This is a genomic window from Pantoea sp. SGAir0418 (assembly GCF_043529865.1).
The window spans coordinates 3,585,815-3,600,943 of record NZ_CP027911.1; the positions used below are offsets into that span (position 1 = coordinate 3,585,815).

At 58.8% G+C, this 15,129-nt stretch carries 11 protein-coding genes; 7 read left to right on the top strand and 4 right to left on the bottom strand.

The window, feature by feature from the left end:
- Positions 1–25: 25 nt before the first annotated feature.
- A complete protein-coding gene (locus C1N84_RS16800) occupies positions 26–394 on the bottom strand; it encodes a helix-turn-helix domain-containing protein (RefSeq protein ID WP_021507794.1) in 369 nt (122 codons plus the stop codon).
- 189 nt (positions 395–583) lie between these two features.
- Between C1N84_RS16800 and C1N84_RS16805 the strand changes: the two genes are divergently transcribed.
- The 3 genes from C1N84_RS16805 to C1N84_RS16815 all read left to right on the top strand — a co-directional run bounded on the left by C1N84_RS16805 (position 584) and on the right by C1N84_RS16815 (position 3,795).
- Positions 584–1,243, top strand: coding sequence for a response regulator (locus tag C1N84_RS16805; RefSeq protein WP_021507795.1), 660 nt, complete (start codon positions 584–586; stop codon positions 1,241–1,243).
- On the top strand, positions 1,240–2,598 hold the full coding sequence (locus tag C1N84_RS16810; protein WP_058759279.1) for a sensor histidine kinase: 1,359 nt from the start codon (positions 1,240–1,242) through the stop codon (positions 2,596–2,598). The genes C1N84_RS16805 and C1N84_RS16810 overlap by 4 nt, the downstream gene beginning before the upstream one ends.
- A gap of 330 nt (positions 2,599–2,928) precedes the next feature.
- Positions 2,929–3,795, top strand: coding sequence for a nucleoside-specific channel-forming protein Tsx (locus C1N84_RS16815; protein WP_021507798.1), 867 nt, complete (start codon positions 2,929–2,931; stop codon positions 3,793–3,795).
- A gap of 45 nt (positions 3,796–3,840) precedes the next feature.
- On the opposite strand, the gene yjdN is transcribed toward C1N84_RS16815, so the two are convergent.
- Together yjdN and C1N84_RS16825 are read right to left on the bottom strand one after the other, a co-directional pair.
- Positions 3,841–4,278 (bottom strand): VOC family metalloprotein YjdN, encoded by a 438-nt coding sequence (gene yjdN / locus C1N84_RS16820; protein ID WP_058774910.1) that lies wholly within the window; start codon positions 4,276–4,278, stop codon positions 3,841–3,843.
- A 71-nt stretch (positions 4,279–4,349) separates the two neighbouring features.
- Positions 4,350–5,249, bottom strand: coding sequence for a LysR family transcriptional regulator (locus C1N84_RS16825; RefSeq protein ID WP_394541674.1), 900 nt, complete (start codon positions 5,247–5,249; stop codon positions 4,350–4,352).
- Positions 5,250–5,362: 113 nt separating this feature from the next.
- On the opposite strand from C1N84_RS16825, the gene C1N84_RS16830 reads away from it, so the two are divergent.
- The 4 genes from C1N84_RS16830 (at position 5,363) to C1N84_RS16845 (ending at position 11,413) form a co-directional block, all read left to right on the top strand.
- On the top strand, positions 5,363–6,676 hold the full coding sequence (locus tag C1N84_RS16830) for an amidohydrolase (protein WP_264441721.1): 1,314 nt from the start codon (positions 5,363–5,365) through the stop codon (positions 6,674–6,676).
- Positions 6,673–8,112, top strand: coding sequence for a M20 family metallopeptidase (locus tag C1N84_RS16835; protein ID WP_264441722.1), 1,440 nt, complete (start codon positions 6,673–6,675; stop codon positions 8,110–8,112). The genes C1N84_RS16830 and C1N84_RS16835 overlap by 4 nt, the downstream gene beginning before the upstream one ends.
- 184 nt (positions 8,113–8,296) lie before the next feature.
- Entirely contained in the window at positions 8,297–9,817 is a 1,521-nt protein-coding gene (abgT, locus tag C1N84_RS16840; protein WP_150360480.1) for a p-aminobenzoyl-glutamate transporter, read from the top strand.
- A gap of 186 nt (positions 9,818–10,003) precedes the next feature.
- Positions 10,004–11,413 (top strand): MFS transporter, encoded by a 1,410-nt coding sequence (locus tag C1N84_RS16845; protein ID WP_021507804.1) that lies wholly within the window; start codon positions 10,004–10,006, stop codon positions 11,411–11,413.
- A 138-nt stretch (positions 11,414–11,551) separates the two neighbouring features.
- On the opposite strand, the gene C1N84_RS16850 is transcribed toward C1N84_RS16845, so the two are convergent.
- Positions 11,552–15,055, bottom strand: coding sequence for an Ig-like domain-containing protein (locus C1N84_RS16850; RefSeq protein WP_394541675.1), 3,504 nt, complete (start codon positions 15,053–15,055; stop codon positions 11,552–11,554).
- Positions 15,056–15,129 lie beyond the last annotated feature (74 nt).

Genomic DNA, 15,129 nt, shown 5'->3' on the forward strand with positions numbered 1-15,129 from the left:
GCCACGGAAAATCGGGCGAGGGATGTCACACCGCCACCGCTAGCGGAAACAGCAGGCGATCCGGCTCGACGCGACGCTGACGCCGCAGCTGGCCTGGCGTGACGCGAAAATAATTTTTAAAGGTGCGGGTGTAAGCCTGTTGGGTATCAAAGCCGTAGCTCATCGCTACCTGCAGAATCGCCTCATCACTGTTGATCAGCGTGAGCGCTGACTCAGTCAGCCGGCGCTGGCGAATGTATTCTGCCAGGGAAAAACCGGTGTGCTGACGGAACAGACGTTGCAGATGCCAGCGGGAATACCCCGAGCGGCGTGCTACTTCATCCAGATGCAGATCGTGCCCTAAGTTTTTTTCAATCCACTCCAGCAAACTACGGATAAATTCGCGCTGATTCATGACTTCCTCCGGCGTCGGTAAAATGTCCAGTGACGTCACTGTAGCGCGTTAAATTTATCCCTTAATTAGCAGAAAATTAGCGCAGAATTAGCAAGCAAAAAAACGGCTTTCCCGACGAAACAGCGCACCAGGTTAATTCTGCGCTAATTATCGGGCGCTACACTGCGACAAGTTATTCAGGAGGGCATCATGCGTGTGCTGCTGGTAGAAGATGATGAAATGATCGGCGCCAACCTGCAGCAGGCGCTGGAGGCCGCCGGCTGGTCGGTGGACTGGGTGCGTGACGGCGTATTTGCCAGCAACGCCTGGCAGGAAGGCGGTTACACCTGCGTCCTGCTCGATCTCGGTTTACCGCGTGAAGATGGCATCAATGTGCTGCGCCGTGCGCGCACGCGCGGTGACATGACGCCGGTGCTGGTGCTGACCGCGCGTGATACCGTGCAGCAGCGCATCCAGGGCCTGGACAGTGGCGCCGATGACTACTTACTCAAACCCTTTGATCTGCAAGAGGTTCTGGCGCGTATGCGAGCCATCACCCGACGCCGCCACGGTGCGGCGGACTCCCTGCTGGGCAACGGCGACGTGCAGCTCGATATGATGACGCGTGAAGTGCTGTACAAAGGCCAGCGTGAGCAGCTAACCGCACGTGAATACGCCCTGCTCTATGCGCTGCTGGAACGTCCGGGGGCGATCCTGTCGCGTGAGCAGTTAGAAAACCGCATCTACGGCTGGGGCGAAGAGGTCACCAGCAACGCCGTGGACGTGCTGATTCACGGCATGCGGCGCAAACTCGATAACGAAGTGATTCGCAACGTGCGCGGTCTGGGCTGGCGGGTGCCGGCAATATGAGATCTTTTACGTTTATGCGTTCGCTGCGCAACAAACTGCTGGCCACGCTGGTGCTGCTGCATCTGGCGATGATCGGCGGTGTCACCTGGTATTTCTACCACTGCTATGGCGACATGATGGGCACCATGAAGGACGACCAGCTCGCCAAAATTGCCGATGCCTGGTCAAGCAGCCAGCGCATGCCGGCACTGATGCCGATGGTGATGCAGCAGGAGAAGCTCAAAAGTACCTATATCGTTCAGCTCTGGGACACCAATAATCACCTGCGCGCCAGTTCCTGGCCGGCGCTGCATGCGCCCCTGCAGAGCAAAAAAGGCTGGTCAGATTTAAAAGTTGGCGACTGCGGCGATGACTGCCAGTGGCGCGTTTACACCCGACCCGGCGAGCTGGGCAGCGAGATCGGCAATATTCAGGTGCTGCACAACGTCGGCTACATGAAGAGCCTGATGGTGAAACGCGTACTCTCCGCCATCATTCCGCTCATCCTGATGATGCCGCTGTCGCTGCTGGTGATTTGGCTGGTGGTACGGGCCATTACGCGCGATCTGCGCGTAGCGTCGCGCCAGATTGCGGCGCAAGAAACCCTGCATCCGCACAGCGTGTCGCCGGACGGTCTGCCGGACGAAGTGCTGCCGCTGGTCGATGCCTATAACTCGCTACTGGATAAACTACGCGCGGCCTGGTCGTCACAGCGCCAGTTCCTTGAGGATGCCGCGCATGAACTGCGCACGCCGGTCACCGCCGTCACGTTACAGCTGGAGAACCTGCGTCAGCACATCCTGCCGGGCGAAGCCAGCCGCCAGTTTGATCAGCTGGAAGCGGGCGTCACGCGCACGCGCCATCTGGTGACGCAGTTGCTGAATATCTCACGCCAGGAGGATCAGTCCGTGGTCGCCAGCGTCGAGACCATTGAGCTTGATGACCTGCTGAAGGAGAGCATTGAGCAGCTGATGGTGGTGGCTGACAAGCGCGGCATTGATATCGGCTTCAACGGCACTGCGCACTATCGTCTGCACGCCAGCCGCTCAGATCTGCGCAGCCTGTTCGATAACCTGATCGGCAACGCCATGCTGCACACGCCGGAGGGCAGCCTGGTGGATGTGCTGCTGCATCGCGTCGGTCATCATACGGTAGTGGATATTGTCGATAACGGCCCCGGCATGCCGGAGTCGTTTATTGAGCGCGCCTTCGATCGCTTTACCCGCTCGCCGGATGTCCAGGCGCAGGGCAGCGGCTTAGGATTGTCGATCGTGCGCAGCGTGGCGCAGAAGCATCAGATGCAGGTGGCGCTGTCGAATTGCCTTAACCCGCAGGGTGAAGTGTGTGGCCTGCAGGTGCGCGTAACCCTTCCCTGACGTCTTTCCTCTCCGGCGCGATAATCCGCGCCGGCTATTTTCTTCTCCTGCCAGTTCTCTGCGTATCCCGACAACGTAAACGGTTGCGGGGTTCCGTTCGTTACACGGCCTTTATGTGATCAACTTCACATATTTACTGAATCCAAATGCAACACTTTTTGACAAACGTGATCAAAATCTATTTTCTATCGCTCTGTTACAGGCACATTACGCGGGCCTGAAAATCCGGCGCGTCAGACCGGCGACAACAGCACACTGCCCATCCCCTGGGATCGATTTCACCCGATCGCAGCATTTGCGCGGCGATCACGAGCAAGTGGTTAAAAAATAATGAAATTTAAAACGTTGATAGCAGGGGCCTTACTGGCCAGTAGCTGGACCGGCGCCGCACAGGCGGCGGAAAGCGATCCGCAGTACCTTTCTGACTGGTGGCATCAGAGCGTGAACGTGGTAGGCAGTTATCACACCCGCTTCGGACCCCAGTTCAACAATGATGTGTATCTCGAATACGAAGCCTTTACTAAAAAGGACTGGTTTGATTTCTACGGCTACCTTGACCTGACCAACTTCTTTGGCGTGGGTAATAGCAATGCCAACGGTATTTTTGACCACGGTTCGCCGATGTTCATGGAAATTGAGCCACGCTTCTCCATTGATAAGCTGACCGGCACCAGCCTGGCGTTCGGACCGTTCAAAGAGTGGTACTTCGCTAACAACTACATCTACGACATGGGTCGCAACAGCGACAGCCGTCAGAATACCTGGTACATGGGTCTGGGTACTGACATCGATACCCATAGCGATATCGGCCTGTCACTGAACGTGTACGCGAAATACCAGTGGGAAAACTACGGTGCGGCGAACGAAAACAGCTGGGATGGTTATCGCTTCAAGGTGAAATACTTTGTGCCGATTACCGACCTGTGGGGCGGCAAGCTGAGCTATATCGGCTTCACCAACTTTGACTGGGGCTCCGATCTGCGTGACAAGTCTGACCGCTCGCGCACCAGCAACTCGATTGCCTCCAGCCACATTCTGTCGCTGAACTACGATCACTGGCATGTCTCTACCGTGGCGCGTTACTTCCACAACGGCGGCCAGTGGGCTGATGGCCAGGAGCTAAACTTCGGCAACGGTCCGTTTGAAGTGAAATCAACCGGCTGGGGTTACTACCTGGTGGTGGGTTACAACTTCTAAACCGCTTCCGGCGTGGCCGCTCACCATCGCGGCCACGCCAGTCGGTTACGCCTGTGGCTTCACCACGTTGATGCGCCATGGGATGCCAAACTTATCGATAAACATCCCGAAGCCGTTCGACCAGAAGGTTTTCTGCCATTCAGTGGTCACTTTGCCGCCCGCAGAGAGCTTATCAAACCAGGCTTTACCCTCCGCTTCATCTGGCGTGGCCAGGCTCACCGCATAACCGGCATGCTCGGACGCCGGTGGCTGGGCGGTATTGCCATCACTCAGCATCAGCTCGCCCTGACCAATGCGCAGATGCGCATGCATAATCTTTTCCGGCGGCAGCGGCGGCGCCGACCGATCGCCCACCTGCTCGCCCTGCTCCGGCATATCACCAAACGTCATTTTTTGCAGAATTTCGCCGCCGGTGGCCTCCAGATAGAAGGCAATGGCTTCTTCACAGCGGCCATAGAGAAATAAATAAGGACTCACCTGCATCGTAACCTCCGTTGAGAGTGCGTTAACGCGTGTCGTACACCTAAAGTGTAGACGATGCAGTTTTTCGCCCGTCACGGCTGGCAGTAGCGGCGGAACAGCTGCGCCATGTAAGCGCTCATCGGCGTCAGCGCGGTGTCTTTACGCTGAATCAGATAGAAGGTGGCTTTCGGCAGCGGATCGTCGAGATCCAGCGCGATCAGCTGCCCGCCGTGCGTAGGGTCTTCAATTACGTCGCGCGAAATGATGCTGACAAAATCACTCTTCGCCACCAGGCTGGTGCAGGCCATAAAGGTCTCGCAGGTCACCGCGATTTTGGGTGCCATGCCGCGCTCACCGAACAGGTCATGCAGCAGTCGGTAATAACTGCCCTGCGGCGTCGGCATGGTCCAGTTGCAATGTTGCAACTCGGCCAGCGAGCGCGCATGCGCCATCGGATGCCCTTTACGCATCACCACCTGATACTCGCGCTGCATCAGCCGCTCGAAAATCAGCTCCTGATCGAAGTGATGCCGGTCGTAGGTATTGATGGTGAAATCCAGCGCGCCCTGACGCAGTTCATGCACCATCGACACCAGCTGGCCCTCAACGATACGCACTTTCACCAGTGGATATTCACGATGAAACTGGGTTATCACCTGCGGCATCACGGTACGCGCAATGCTGCCGCCCACCCCAATATTCACTTTGCCACCGGCCAGACCGAGCCGCTGCTGGATATCCTCCTGCGCCACGCGCAGTTCCTCCAGCACCAGACAGGCATGACGAAAAAAGGTTTCACCGACATCGGTCAGCATCACGCCCTGCTGACGACGCTCGAACAGGCGCGCGCCCAGCGCCAGCTCCAGTTCCTGAATCGCTTTGGTTAATGCCGGCTGCGACAGGCCCGACAGCCGGCTGGCGGCGCGAATACTGCCCTGGCGCGCCACGTCAACAAAGGCGCGCAGCTGATGAAGTTTGAGATTGGCCGCCATGATCAGGTGATAACCGTTGTCTATCGGTCACAAGATATTCGCATCTTATGCGCCCTAATACCATTGTGTAGATTCGGTTGAATGCATAAAAAACCAACACTAAGGAACAGCCGATGAACACCCTTTCCGACCTCGTCAACGCGCGGATACCGCAGATGCAGACATGGCGCCGCGACCTGCACCAGTATGCTGAATCCGGCTGGCTGGAGTTCCGCACCGCCACGCTGGTGGCGGAAGAGCTGCATCGTCTTGGTTATCAGCTGCAGCTGGGCCGAGAGGTGATTGATGCCGATGCGCGCATGGGTCTGCCGTCTGCTGAAGTGCTGGCGCAGCAGGAAGCGCGGGCGCTGCAGCAGGGCGCGCTGCCACAATGGCTGCCCCACTTCTCCGGCGGTTTCTGCGGCGTGGTGGCAACGCTGGACACCGGACGTCCCGGTCCGGTGATGGGCTTTCGTGTTGATATGGACGCGCTCGACCAGACGGAAAGCGCCGCCGCCGATCACCTGCCCACGCGCGAAGGCTTCGCCTCGTGCAATCCCGGCATGATGCACGCCTGCGGCCACGACGGTCACACCACCATAGGTCTGGCGCTGGCGGGCGTGCTGATGGCGATGAAGCACCAGCTGAGCGGTCGCATAAAACTCATTTTTCAGCCGGCGGAAGAAGGCGTACGCGGTGCCAAAGCCATGGTGGCCGCGGGCGTACTTGATGATGTCGCTCTGTTCACCGCCATTCACCTCGGCACCGGCGTGCCGCCCGGCGAGATCGTCTGCGGCAGCGACAGCTTTCTCGCCACGACCAAACTGGACGTGCGTTTTACCGGGGTCGGCGCGCATGCCGGAGGCAAACCGGAAGAGGGACGCAACGCACTGCTGGCGGCGGCGCAGGCCACGCTGGCGCTGCACACTCTGCCGCAGCACAGCGGCGGCGTGGCGCGCGTTAACGTTGGTGTCTTACAGGCCGGCAGCGGACGCAACGTAGTGCCGGATGTTGCGCTGATGAAGGTGGAAACGCGCGGCGCGAGTAATCAGGTCAACGACGATATCTATCAGCAGGCGCTGCGCGTGATTGCCGGTGCCGCGGCGATGTACGGCGTTGAGCACGAGGTCACGCTGATGGGCGGTGCACGCAGCTGCACGCCGAGCCCGGCGTGGGTCAGTTTTATCCATCAGCAAGCCGAAGCGCTGGGTCTGTTCAGTTCGGTGATAGACAGCAAACAGCAGGCGGCCGGTTCCGAAGATGCTACCTACATGATGGAGCGCGTACAGCAGCGCGGCGGCCAGGCGTCTTACGTCATCTTCGGCTGCGAGCTGGCGGCGGGCCACCACAATGCGCGGTTCGACTTTGATGAAGCGGTGATGGCTACTGCCGTGCAGATGCTGGCTACGCTGGCGCTTAACCAGACGCAATTCGGCGGTGCCCGATGAGCGCACACGACTTCATCGATCGCTACATCGACCAGCACCAGGCGCGTTTCAGTGCCCTCAGCGATGCCATCTGGGACGTGCCGGAAACCCGTTTCGAAGAGACGCAATCGTCTGCGCTGCTGGCCGATGCGCTGGCGCAGGAGGGGTTTGAGGTCGAGCGCGGCGTTGGCGGTCTCGACACCGCGTTTATCGCCTCAATCGGCCACGGCCAGCCGGTGATCGCCATCCTCGGCGAGTTTGATGCGTTGGCCGGCCTGAGCCAGCAGGCGGGCTGCGCCACGCCTGAGCCGCTGGTGGAAAACGGCAATGGTCACGGCTGCGGCCACAACCTGCTCGGTACCGCCGGCCTGGCCGCCGCTTTCGCCATCAAAGCCTGGTGGGCAGAACAGGGCGGACGCGGCACGCTGCGCTTTTACGGCTGCCCTGGCGAGGAGGGCGGCTCGGGTAAAACCTTTATGGTGCGCGAGGGGCTGTTTGATGATGTCGATGCTGCCGTGACCTGGCACCCGGAAGGCTTCAGCGGCATGTTCAACCTCAGCACCCTCGCCAATATTCAGGCGGCGTTTCACTTCAAAGGCGTGGCGGCGCATGCCGCTAACTCGCCGCATCTCGGGCGCAGCGCGCTGGACGCGGTGACGCTGATGAATACCGGCGCAAATTTCCTGCGCGAGCACATCGTGCAGGAGGCGCGCCTGCACTATGCGGTCACCCAAACCGGCGGCGTATCGCCCAACGTGGTGCAGGCCGATGCCGAAGTGCTGTACCTGATTCGCGCGCCGCAGCTCGACCAGGCCCAGGATATCTACCAGCGCGTGATCAACATCGCCAAAGGCGCAGCGCTGATGACCGATACGCAGATGACGGTACGTTTTGATAAAGCCTGCTCCAACTATGTGCCCAACCGCGCGCTGGAAGCGGTGATGGAACGTAATTTGCACCATTTTGGTCTGCCGCACTACAGCGCGCAGGAACAGGCATTTGCGGCAGAGATCCGCGCCACGCTGAGCAAAGACGATCTGCGTAACGCGCGACTGAATGCGGCGCGCACCGGCGGCGAAGCGGGTATCGCCTGGGCTGAGGCGCTGGGGGATAAAGTGCTGATGGATGAGGTAGCGCCGTATGCGGTCACCCGCGAGTTGCTGTACGGCTCAACCGACGTTGGGGATGTGAGCTGGGTAACGCCGACGGCGCAATGTTTTGCCCCCTGTTTTGCCTTCGGCACGCCGCTGCACACCTGGCAGCTGGTGGCGCAGGGCCGCACGCCGATTGCCCACAAAGGGATGTGCCTTGCCGCCAAAGTGCTGGCCGCCACCGCGCTGACGCTGTTGCACGATGATGCCGCGCTGGCGCGTTGTCGTGAAGAGTTTGACCGCGTGCGCCACGAGCAGCCGTACGTGTGCCCGATTCCGGCCGGCGTGCAGCCATCGACATTATAAAGCGAAGCGCACTGGCCCGTAGCGGCGCGATTTATCGCGCGGGTTTAACAAGACGCGCAATAAATTGCGCCGCTACAGGCTGGTGTGAAAGGTCACTCCGCAACACATGCGGAAGCAGTAAATAAAAAAATAAAAAATAACAGCCCTTCCGGGCATGCAAATACAACATGACGAGGATCTACCGATGGAAGTGATGACCGAAAATCGCAGCCCCGGCAAGCTGTTCAGCTGGATTGAGCGGGTCGGCAACAAAGTGCCGAACCCGTTCTTACTGTTTGTCTACCTGATCGTGGTGCTAATGATCGCCACCGCGCTTCTCAGCAGCCTTGATGTGGCCGTTAAAAATCCGGCCAATGGCGAACTGGTGCGGGTCAATAACCTGCTCAGCGTGGCGGGCATTCAATGGATCCTGCCCAACATCATCAAAAACTTCAGCGGCTTCACCCCACTGGGCTCCATTCTGGCGCTGGTGATCGGGGCCGGGCTGGCGGAAAAAGTCGGGCTGCTGCAGTCGCTGATGGTGAAAATGGCGTCGCGCGTCAGCCGTCGCTACGCCAGCTATATGGTGCTGTTTATCGCGTTCTTCAGCCATATCTCTTCCGACGCCGCACTGGTGGTGATGCCGCCGCTCGGCGCGCTGATCTTCCTTGCCGTCGGGCGTCATCCGGTGGCGGGCCTGCTGGCGGCGATAGCCGGCGTCGCGTCGGGTTTTACCGCAAATCTGCTGATCGTCACCACCGACGTACTGCTCTCCGGCATCAGTACAGAGGCCGCCAAAGCGGTCAGCGACACGGTCCACGTCAGCGTGATCGATAACTGGTTCTTTATGGCCAGCTCGGTCATCGTGCTAACCGTGGCCGGCGCGCTGCTGACCGATAAATTTGTCGAACCGCGCCTGCCCGTCTGGAACAGCGGCCACCACGATCGCCTGCCACCGCTGACGGCGCAGGAGAATCGCGGCCTGAAAGCGGCCGGTCTCGCCGCGCTGGTGTTCATCGGCGTGATGGCGCTGCTGGTGGTGCCGGAGCATGCGCCGCTGCGCAACCCGAAAACCGGCGGGATCATCCCTTCGCCGTTTATTCAGGGCATCGTGCCGATCATCATCCTGTTCTTCTTTGTGGTGGCGATTGCCTATGGCGCGATGACACAGCAGATTCGCCGCGCTGACGACATCCCCCGACTGCTGGTTGATCCGATGAAGAGCATGGCCGGCTTTATCGTCATGGTGTTTCCGCTGTCGCAGTTCGTGGCGTTCTTCAACTGGAGCAACATGGGCAAGTTTATGGCCATCGGCCTGACCGATATGCTGGAGAGCGCCGGCATCAGCGGTGCGCCGGCCTTTCTCGGCCTGATGTTCCTCTCGGCGTTTCTGTGCATGTTTATCGCCAGCGGCTCGGCGATCTGGTCGATCCTCGCGCCGGTGTTTGTGCCGATGTTTATGCTGCTCGGCTTTCACCCGGCGTTTGCCCAGATGATTTTCCGCATCGCCGATTCCGCCGTGCTGCCGCTGGCGCCGATGTCGCCGTTTCTGCCGCTGTTCCTCGGTTTCCTGCAGCGCTATCAAAAAGACGCGCAGCTCGGCACCTACTATGTGCTGATCTTCCCGTATCCGCTGGTGTTCTTTGTGACGTGGATCGCGCTGCTGCTGGTGTGGTATCTGCTGGGCCTGCCCATCGGTCCGGGCGTTTATCCGCATCTGCCCTGACCTGGCGCCATGGACGGCGTACCGCTTTCTGTGAACTGCAACGCACGTTGCCAAAATGTCACCGCTGCGCCTCTCGGCAACCCCGGACGAATTGATTATTCTGCTATTTCTTCGCTTGCTAACGGTTAATGATTTCTGACAAACCACCACCGGGCGGATCCTGCAAACACCGAGGTAACAATCATAATGACAACCACCTATTCGACAGGGGTGGCGACCGATCGCATCGCGACCGAACGCCAGACGCTGGCCGGGCGCATCGACGCTCTGCCCTCTTCCGCCGGGCTGTGGCGCTTTATTACGCTGCTGGCGCTCGGCGGCTTCTTCGAGCTGTACGATCTGTTTGAAACCGGCTACATCAGCGCCGGGCTGGTCGCCGCAGGCGTGTTCCACACCGGCACCGCGGGCGTGTTTGGTATCGCCGATCAGGCGGCGTTCGCCTCGGCGACCTTTCTCGGCCTGTTTGTCGGTGCCAGCCTGCTGACGCCCTATGCTGACCGCTTCGGCCGTCGCCTGACTTTTATGTGCGCGCTGGCGTGGTACGGTGCGTTCTCACTGCTGATGGCGTTCCAGCACAGCGCGGAGATGATTATTCTGTGCCGCTTCCTGGTCGGCATCGGTCTGGGCGTCGAGCTGGTGACCATCGATACCTATCTGTCGGAGTGGGTGCCGGCCCATCTGCGCAGCCGCGCGTTTGCCTTCTCTTTTTTCGTTCAGTTCCTGTCGGTGCCGACGGTGGCGCTGATGTCATGGTGGCTGGTACCGCAAACCCTGCTCGGCCTCGAAGGCTGGCGCTGGGTCGTAATCGCCGGTGCGCTGTGCTCGCTGGTGATCTGGTTTATCCGGAAAAACCTGCCGGAGTCGGCGCGCTGGCTGGCGCAGCAGGGGCGGCATCAGGACGCGCACCGGGTGCTGAGCGAGATGGAAAAACGCTGCGGCATCGCGCCGGGAGACGATTTCTCTCAGCGTGATGCGGCGGCACAGCTGCCGAAAAAAGGGCGCTTTAGCGAAATCTGGGCACCGGCTTATCGCCAGCGTACGCTGATGCTGGTGGTGATGAACTTCTTCCAGGCGATTGGCTTCTTCGGCTTCGGTAACTGGCTGCCGGCGCTGCTGTCCGGCAAGGGGGCCACCGTCACCCACAGCCTGCTGTACGCCTTTTTCATCACGCTGGCCTATCCGCTCGGCTCGCTGATCTGCAGCCGCTACGCCGACCGGCTGGAAAACAAATGGCAGATCGTTTTTTCATCGCTGATGACGGTGGTGTTCGGCACGCTGTTCGCGCTGACCAGCAATCCTCTGCTGATGGTGGTGTGCGGTTTCCTGATCACCTACAGCAACGCCTGGCTGACCTTCAGCTATCACGCCTATCAGACCGAGATCTTCCCGACGCACATTCGTGCGCGCGCCGTTGGCTTCTGCTATTCGTTCAGCCGGCTGTCGACCGCTTTCAGCAGTATTCTGATTGGCCTGATTCTGCAGTATGCCGGCAGTCAGGGCGTGATCGTGTTTATCGTGCTGAGTATGCTGATGGTGATGCTGTCGGTCGGGATTTACGGGCCGAAGACGCGGGGGCTGGATCTGGAGAACATTTAAACCGGATGGGCGCAAGGTGGGCGGCGGCCGGTTCAGCCCGGCAATGCGCACCCTTTGGAGCGGCACGATTAATCGCGCGATAAATCGCGCCGCTACGTCCTGGTGCAAACCTTTGGGGGCGTTTCCGCCCCGCCAGATTTACACCAGTTCGGTTTTCACCCCTTCCTGGATCAGCACGTCGGCATCGACGCCGCTGTGGCTGTAAACCTGATACTTCACGCCAGCCACCGTGGTGCTGCCCTGCTGTTTCACCCAATCGCCCACGTCACCGCCGTCGCCGAGGATGTCATCCAGTTTCACCACGTCCTGCGCATCGCCTTTGATCAGCAGCTGGGTTTTGCCGTCTTTCACGAACAGATCCTGACTTCCAACCTGCAGGATATCGTCAACCGTTACGCTCAGGACGTTTTTGCCGTGACCCGTCATATCGATGGTGCTGCCCTGCTTGCCCTGCGCCAGCACATCGCTCAGGGAAACGGCGAATTCATCGCCCAGGGTGATGACGGCAGGAACATCAAAGGCGGTGATACCGACATGATCATCATGCATGCCCCATTCAACGTCACTGATGCGCACGCCGCCCGGATTGTTCACCGAATCCACTTCAGCCGGATTGACGCGCACCACGGCTGAACCGATCAGCTTACCGGCCGGCGCGTGGTACTCGACAATGTCGCTTCGCAGGGTGCCCGGATGCGCCTTTAGCTCATAGCTGTGCAGCAATTTACCTTGTGTGTCATAGAAATCGATGTAATTGCCTTTGCTGTGCACATAATCCGATTTCAGCACCACTTTCTCCGCCACGCCGTCGAAATCCAGCTTCATCTGGCCGCCACGGCCAACAATGATTTCGCCATGCTTCAGCGTTTTTTGCTCGCCGCCGATATTCGGTCCTTTAATCAGCGTCATTTTCAGACTGTCGTCGATGGTATAACTGACCCCGGTTTTAAAATCGATATAGCGCGGATGACCGTTAGCGTCTTTCACCAGATCAGGTTGTCCACGAACCCGGCTGATTTCTTTAACCCCGATGTTATCGATAGCGAAATCGTTGCCGTTACCGTTATTAACCTCATTGGTTACCGCCACGCGAACCACTTCTGTTTTGCTGGCGGTATACAGTCCGCTGAAATGATTCCAGGCAGCATCCAGCCCCATGTTGGGAATCACTTTCTGTCCATTAACGTCCAGACCGATTTTCGGTTTCAGGCTACCGCCAGGAATACGGTAGCCATCAAAATCGAACTGGTAGGTTTTACCCGCTTCGACCTGAATATAGCGATAAACCACTTCTCCTTTGAATCCGTTGGTGTTTGAACCGTTGGTCATGGAACCCAACTCATAAGAGGAATTGCCTGCGCTCCAGCGCTTAACCCCGATGTTGTCATTTTTGTGATACAGACCGCTGGCGATCCAGCCCTGCTGGGTACCGTCGTTGAAATTCCACACTAGCCCCTTGTGATCGACCTTCGGCGGATCGACATTGATCTCCAGCAGAAAGGTTGGCGCATTCACATCACGAATGGCGCTATCACTGACCTGAAATTGCGTCAGTCCTTTCCACGGCGAGCGATCGTAAGACTGGTAGCTCCAGTTACCCGTAGCATCCGCTGTGACCGAGTCCATTAATACCCAGTGGCCCTCAATATGGCAGCCGAAAATGTACACCACCTTATTGGGTGCAGACGTGCCTTTCAGGGTTGGCGTCATATCATCGGTGATATCACCGCTTTTCAGCTGGCCCTGCTTTGGTCCGCTATCATCCCACGCAGAAATAATCTCCGTCTTGCCGGAGATAATCGTCAGGTCGAAAACGTCGGCGGCGGCGTCACGCACCGGGCTGTCTGAGACCTGGAACTCATATTTGCCAAAGCCGCCGCGTAACGCGCGCACTTCGCTTTGCCAGTGACCATGAGAATCCGCAACGGCGCTGCCGAGCGTCACCCATACCCCGTTCACGTGACGGGCATAGATATAAACCACGCTGTTTGCTGCAGCATGGCCTTTCAGCGTTGGCGTCAGATCATCAGTGACATCGCCCTGATGCAGCACGCCGGTCTGCGCGCCAAAATTATCCCAGGCAGAAACGATACCGGGTTTTTCCGGCACCATGTTGAGACTGAACACCTCGGCGCTGGTGTCGCGATCGGGGGTTTTGGCAGCCTGAAACTCATAAGTGCCGTATCCCCCGCGCAGCGCGCGCACTTCCGTTATCCAGTTGCCCCAGGCATCGGCCTTAACACTGCCTAACACCACCCAGTGGCCATCAATATGCCGCGCATGGATATACACCATGCTGTTGGCTTCGGCTTTGCCCTGCAGCGTCGGTGCCATGTCATCGGTGGTGGCGCCGTTGATTAATTTGCCCTGCTCGGGCCCGACATTATCGTGTGCCGCGTCAATGGTGGGCTTCAGGCGGGTACCGTTATCTGACACATACAGGTCGAACAGCGGCGCAGCGGGATCGCGCGTCGGGCTGTTACTGGCCTGGAAGTGATACGGGCCGGCACCGCCATCCAGTCGGGCGATTTCCACCTGCCAGTGGCCAAAGGCATCCGCCTGGGTGCTGCCTTTCAGCCACCAGCTGCCGTTTTCGCGTGTGGCATACACGTAGACGATACTGTTGGCTTCCGCCGTGCCTTTGAGCGTGGGCGTGAAGTCATCGGTCAGCGCGCCGTTTTCCAGTTTGCCCTGTGCCGGGCCAAAATTATCCAGCGCATACTCAATCTTCACCGGCGCGGTGGGCACCACCGTATAGGTAAACGGCTCGCTCGCATCGCTCAACTCACCACGGTTATTTTGCGCGCGGGTGGTAATGGTGTTTTCACCGTAGCCCAGCAGATCAACGTTGCTTTCCCAGCGCCATTGCCCGTCAATCACCGGTGCCACGCCGACGCGTACCCCGTTGACGAAGATGATGACGTTTTCTGCATCCAGCGGCGCGTTGCCGCTCAGGCGCGGGCTGCGATCGTCGCTTTCGCTACCGGCTTTGATCACACCGGTGTTCACCCCTTCATTATCATAGACTTCCAGCAGCTGCGGCTTATCGATGCGCGGCGAATTGACGTAAAGCGTATAGACCGGGGAATCAAAACTGACCTGGCCGAATTTATCGGTGGCGGTGACGTACAGGCGCTGTTCACCGTCACTCAGTTCCGGCGTAATGGTCCACTGGCCGTTTTTCGCCGCCTGCACGCTGCCAACCAGCACGCCGTTGCTGTACAGGCGGACAATGCTGTCCGGCTCGGCATAACCGGAAATGGCTGGCGTTTTATCATCGGTGAAGCCTTTGTTGCCAACCGGGCCCTGCACCGGTCCGAAATCATCCAGTACGCGCATAATTGCCGGCATATCGGGCGGGCTGAGATCGACTTCCAGCCGCGTCTGGAACGGAATCCCGGCGTTGCCGGCCCGGTCGAAAAAGCGGATGGTGAGATTGTGGCTCCCCTCTTCCAACCGCAGCGGCAACTGATACTCCCAGCTGCCGTCCGCGTTTACCTGCGTAGTAAACAGCTGGCCGTTAATGGCAAATTCGATATAGCTGACGCTCTTATCTTCAACCCCCCCTTTCCAGTATTGATAAGGTGAATTGACGTAGTTCTCCTGCCCCGGTTTGGTCGGGTCGTAATAGCCTACAGACATATGGTCATCCTTTTCGCCAGAGTTAATATCGTTAAAGTAACGCTTAATAAGCGGCAGGGATTTTTAAACGTGGG

What these genes read in the sequence shown, in the direction of transcription:
- C1N84_RS16830 (WP_264441721.1), top strand. Translation starts at nt 5,363, where the DNA reads ATGAACACCCTTTCCGACCTCGTCAACGCGCGGATACCGCAGATGCAG.
- C1N84_RS16810 (WP_058759279.1), top strand. Translation starts at nt 1,240, where the DNA reads ATGAGATCTTTTACGTTTATGCGTTCGCTGCGCAACAAACTGCTGGCC.
- yjdN (WP_058774910.1), bottom strand. Translation starts at nt 4,278, where the DNA reads ATGCAGGTGAGTCCTTATTTATTTCTCTATGGCCGCTGTGAAGAAGCC.
- C1N84_RS16825 (WP_394541674.1), bottom strand. Translation starts at nt 5,249, where the DNA reads ATGGCGGCCAATCTCAAACTTCATCAGCTGCGCGCCTTTGTTGACGTG.
- C1N84_RS16815 (WP_021507798.1), top strand. Translation starts at nt 2,929, where the DNA reads ATGAAATTTAAAACGTTGATAGCAGGGGCCTTACTGGCCAGTAGCTGG.
- C1N84_RS16835 (WP_264441722.1), top strand. Translation starts at nt 6,673, where the DNA reads ATGAGCGCACACGACTTCATCGATCGCTACATCGACCAGCACCAGGCG.
- C1N84_RS16800 (WP_021507794.1), bottom strand. Translation starts at nt 394, where the DNA reads ATGAATCAGCGCGAATTTATCCGTAGTTTGCTGGAGTGGATTGAAAAA.
- abgT (WP_150360480.1), top strand. Translation starts at nt 8,297, where the DNA reads ATGGAAGTGATGACCGAAAATCGCAGCCCCGGCAAGCTGTTCAGCTGG.
- C1N84_RS16850 (WP_394541675.1), bottom strand. Translation starts at nt 15,055, where the DNA reads ATGTCTGTAGGCTATTACGACCCGACCAAACCGGGGCAGGAGAACTAC.
- C1N84_RS16805 (WP_021507795.1), top strand. Translation starts at nt 584, where the DNA reads ATGCGTGTGCTGCTGGTAGAAGATGATGAAATGATCGGCGCCAACCTG.
- C1N84_RS16845 (WP_021507804.1), top strand. Translation starts at nt 10,004, where the DNA reads ATGACAACCACCTATTCGACAGGGGTGGCGACCGATCGCATCGCGACC.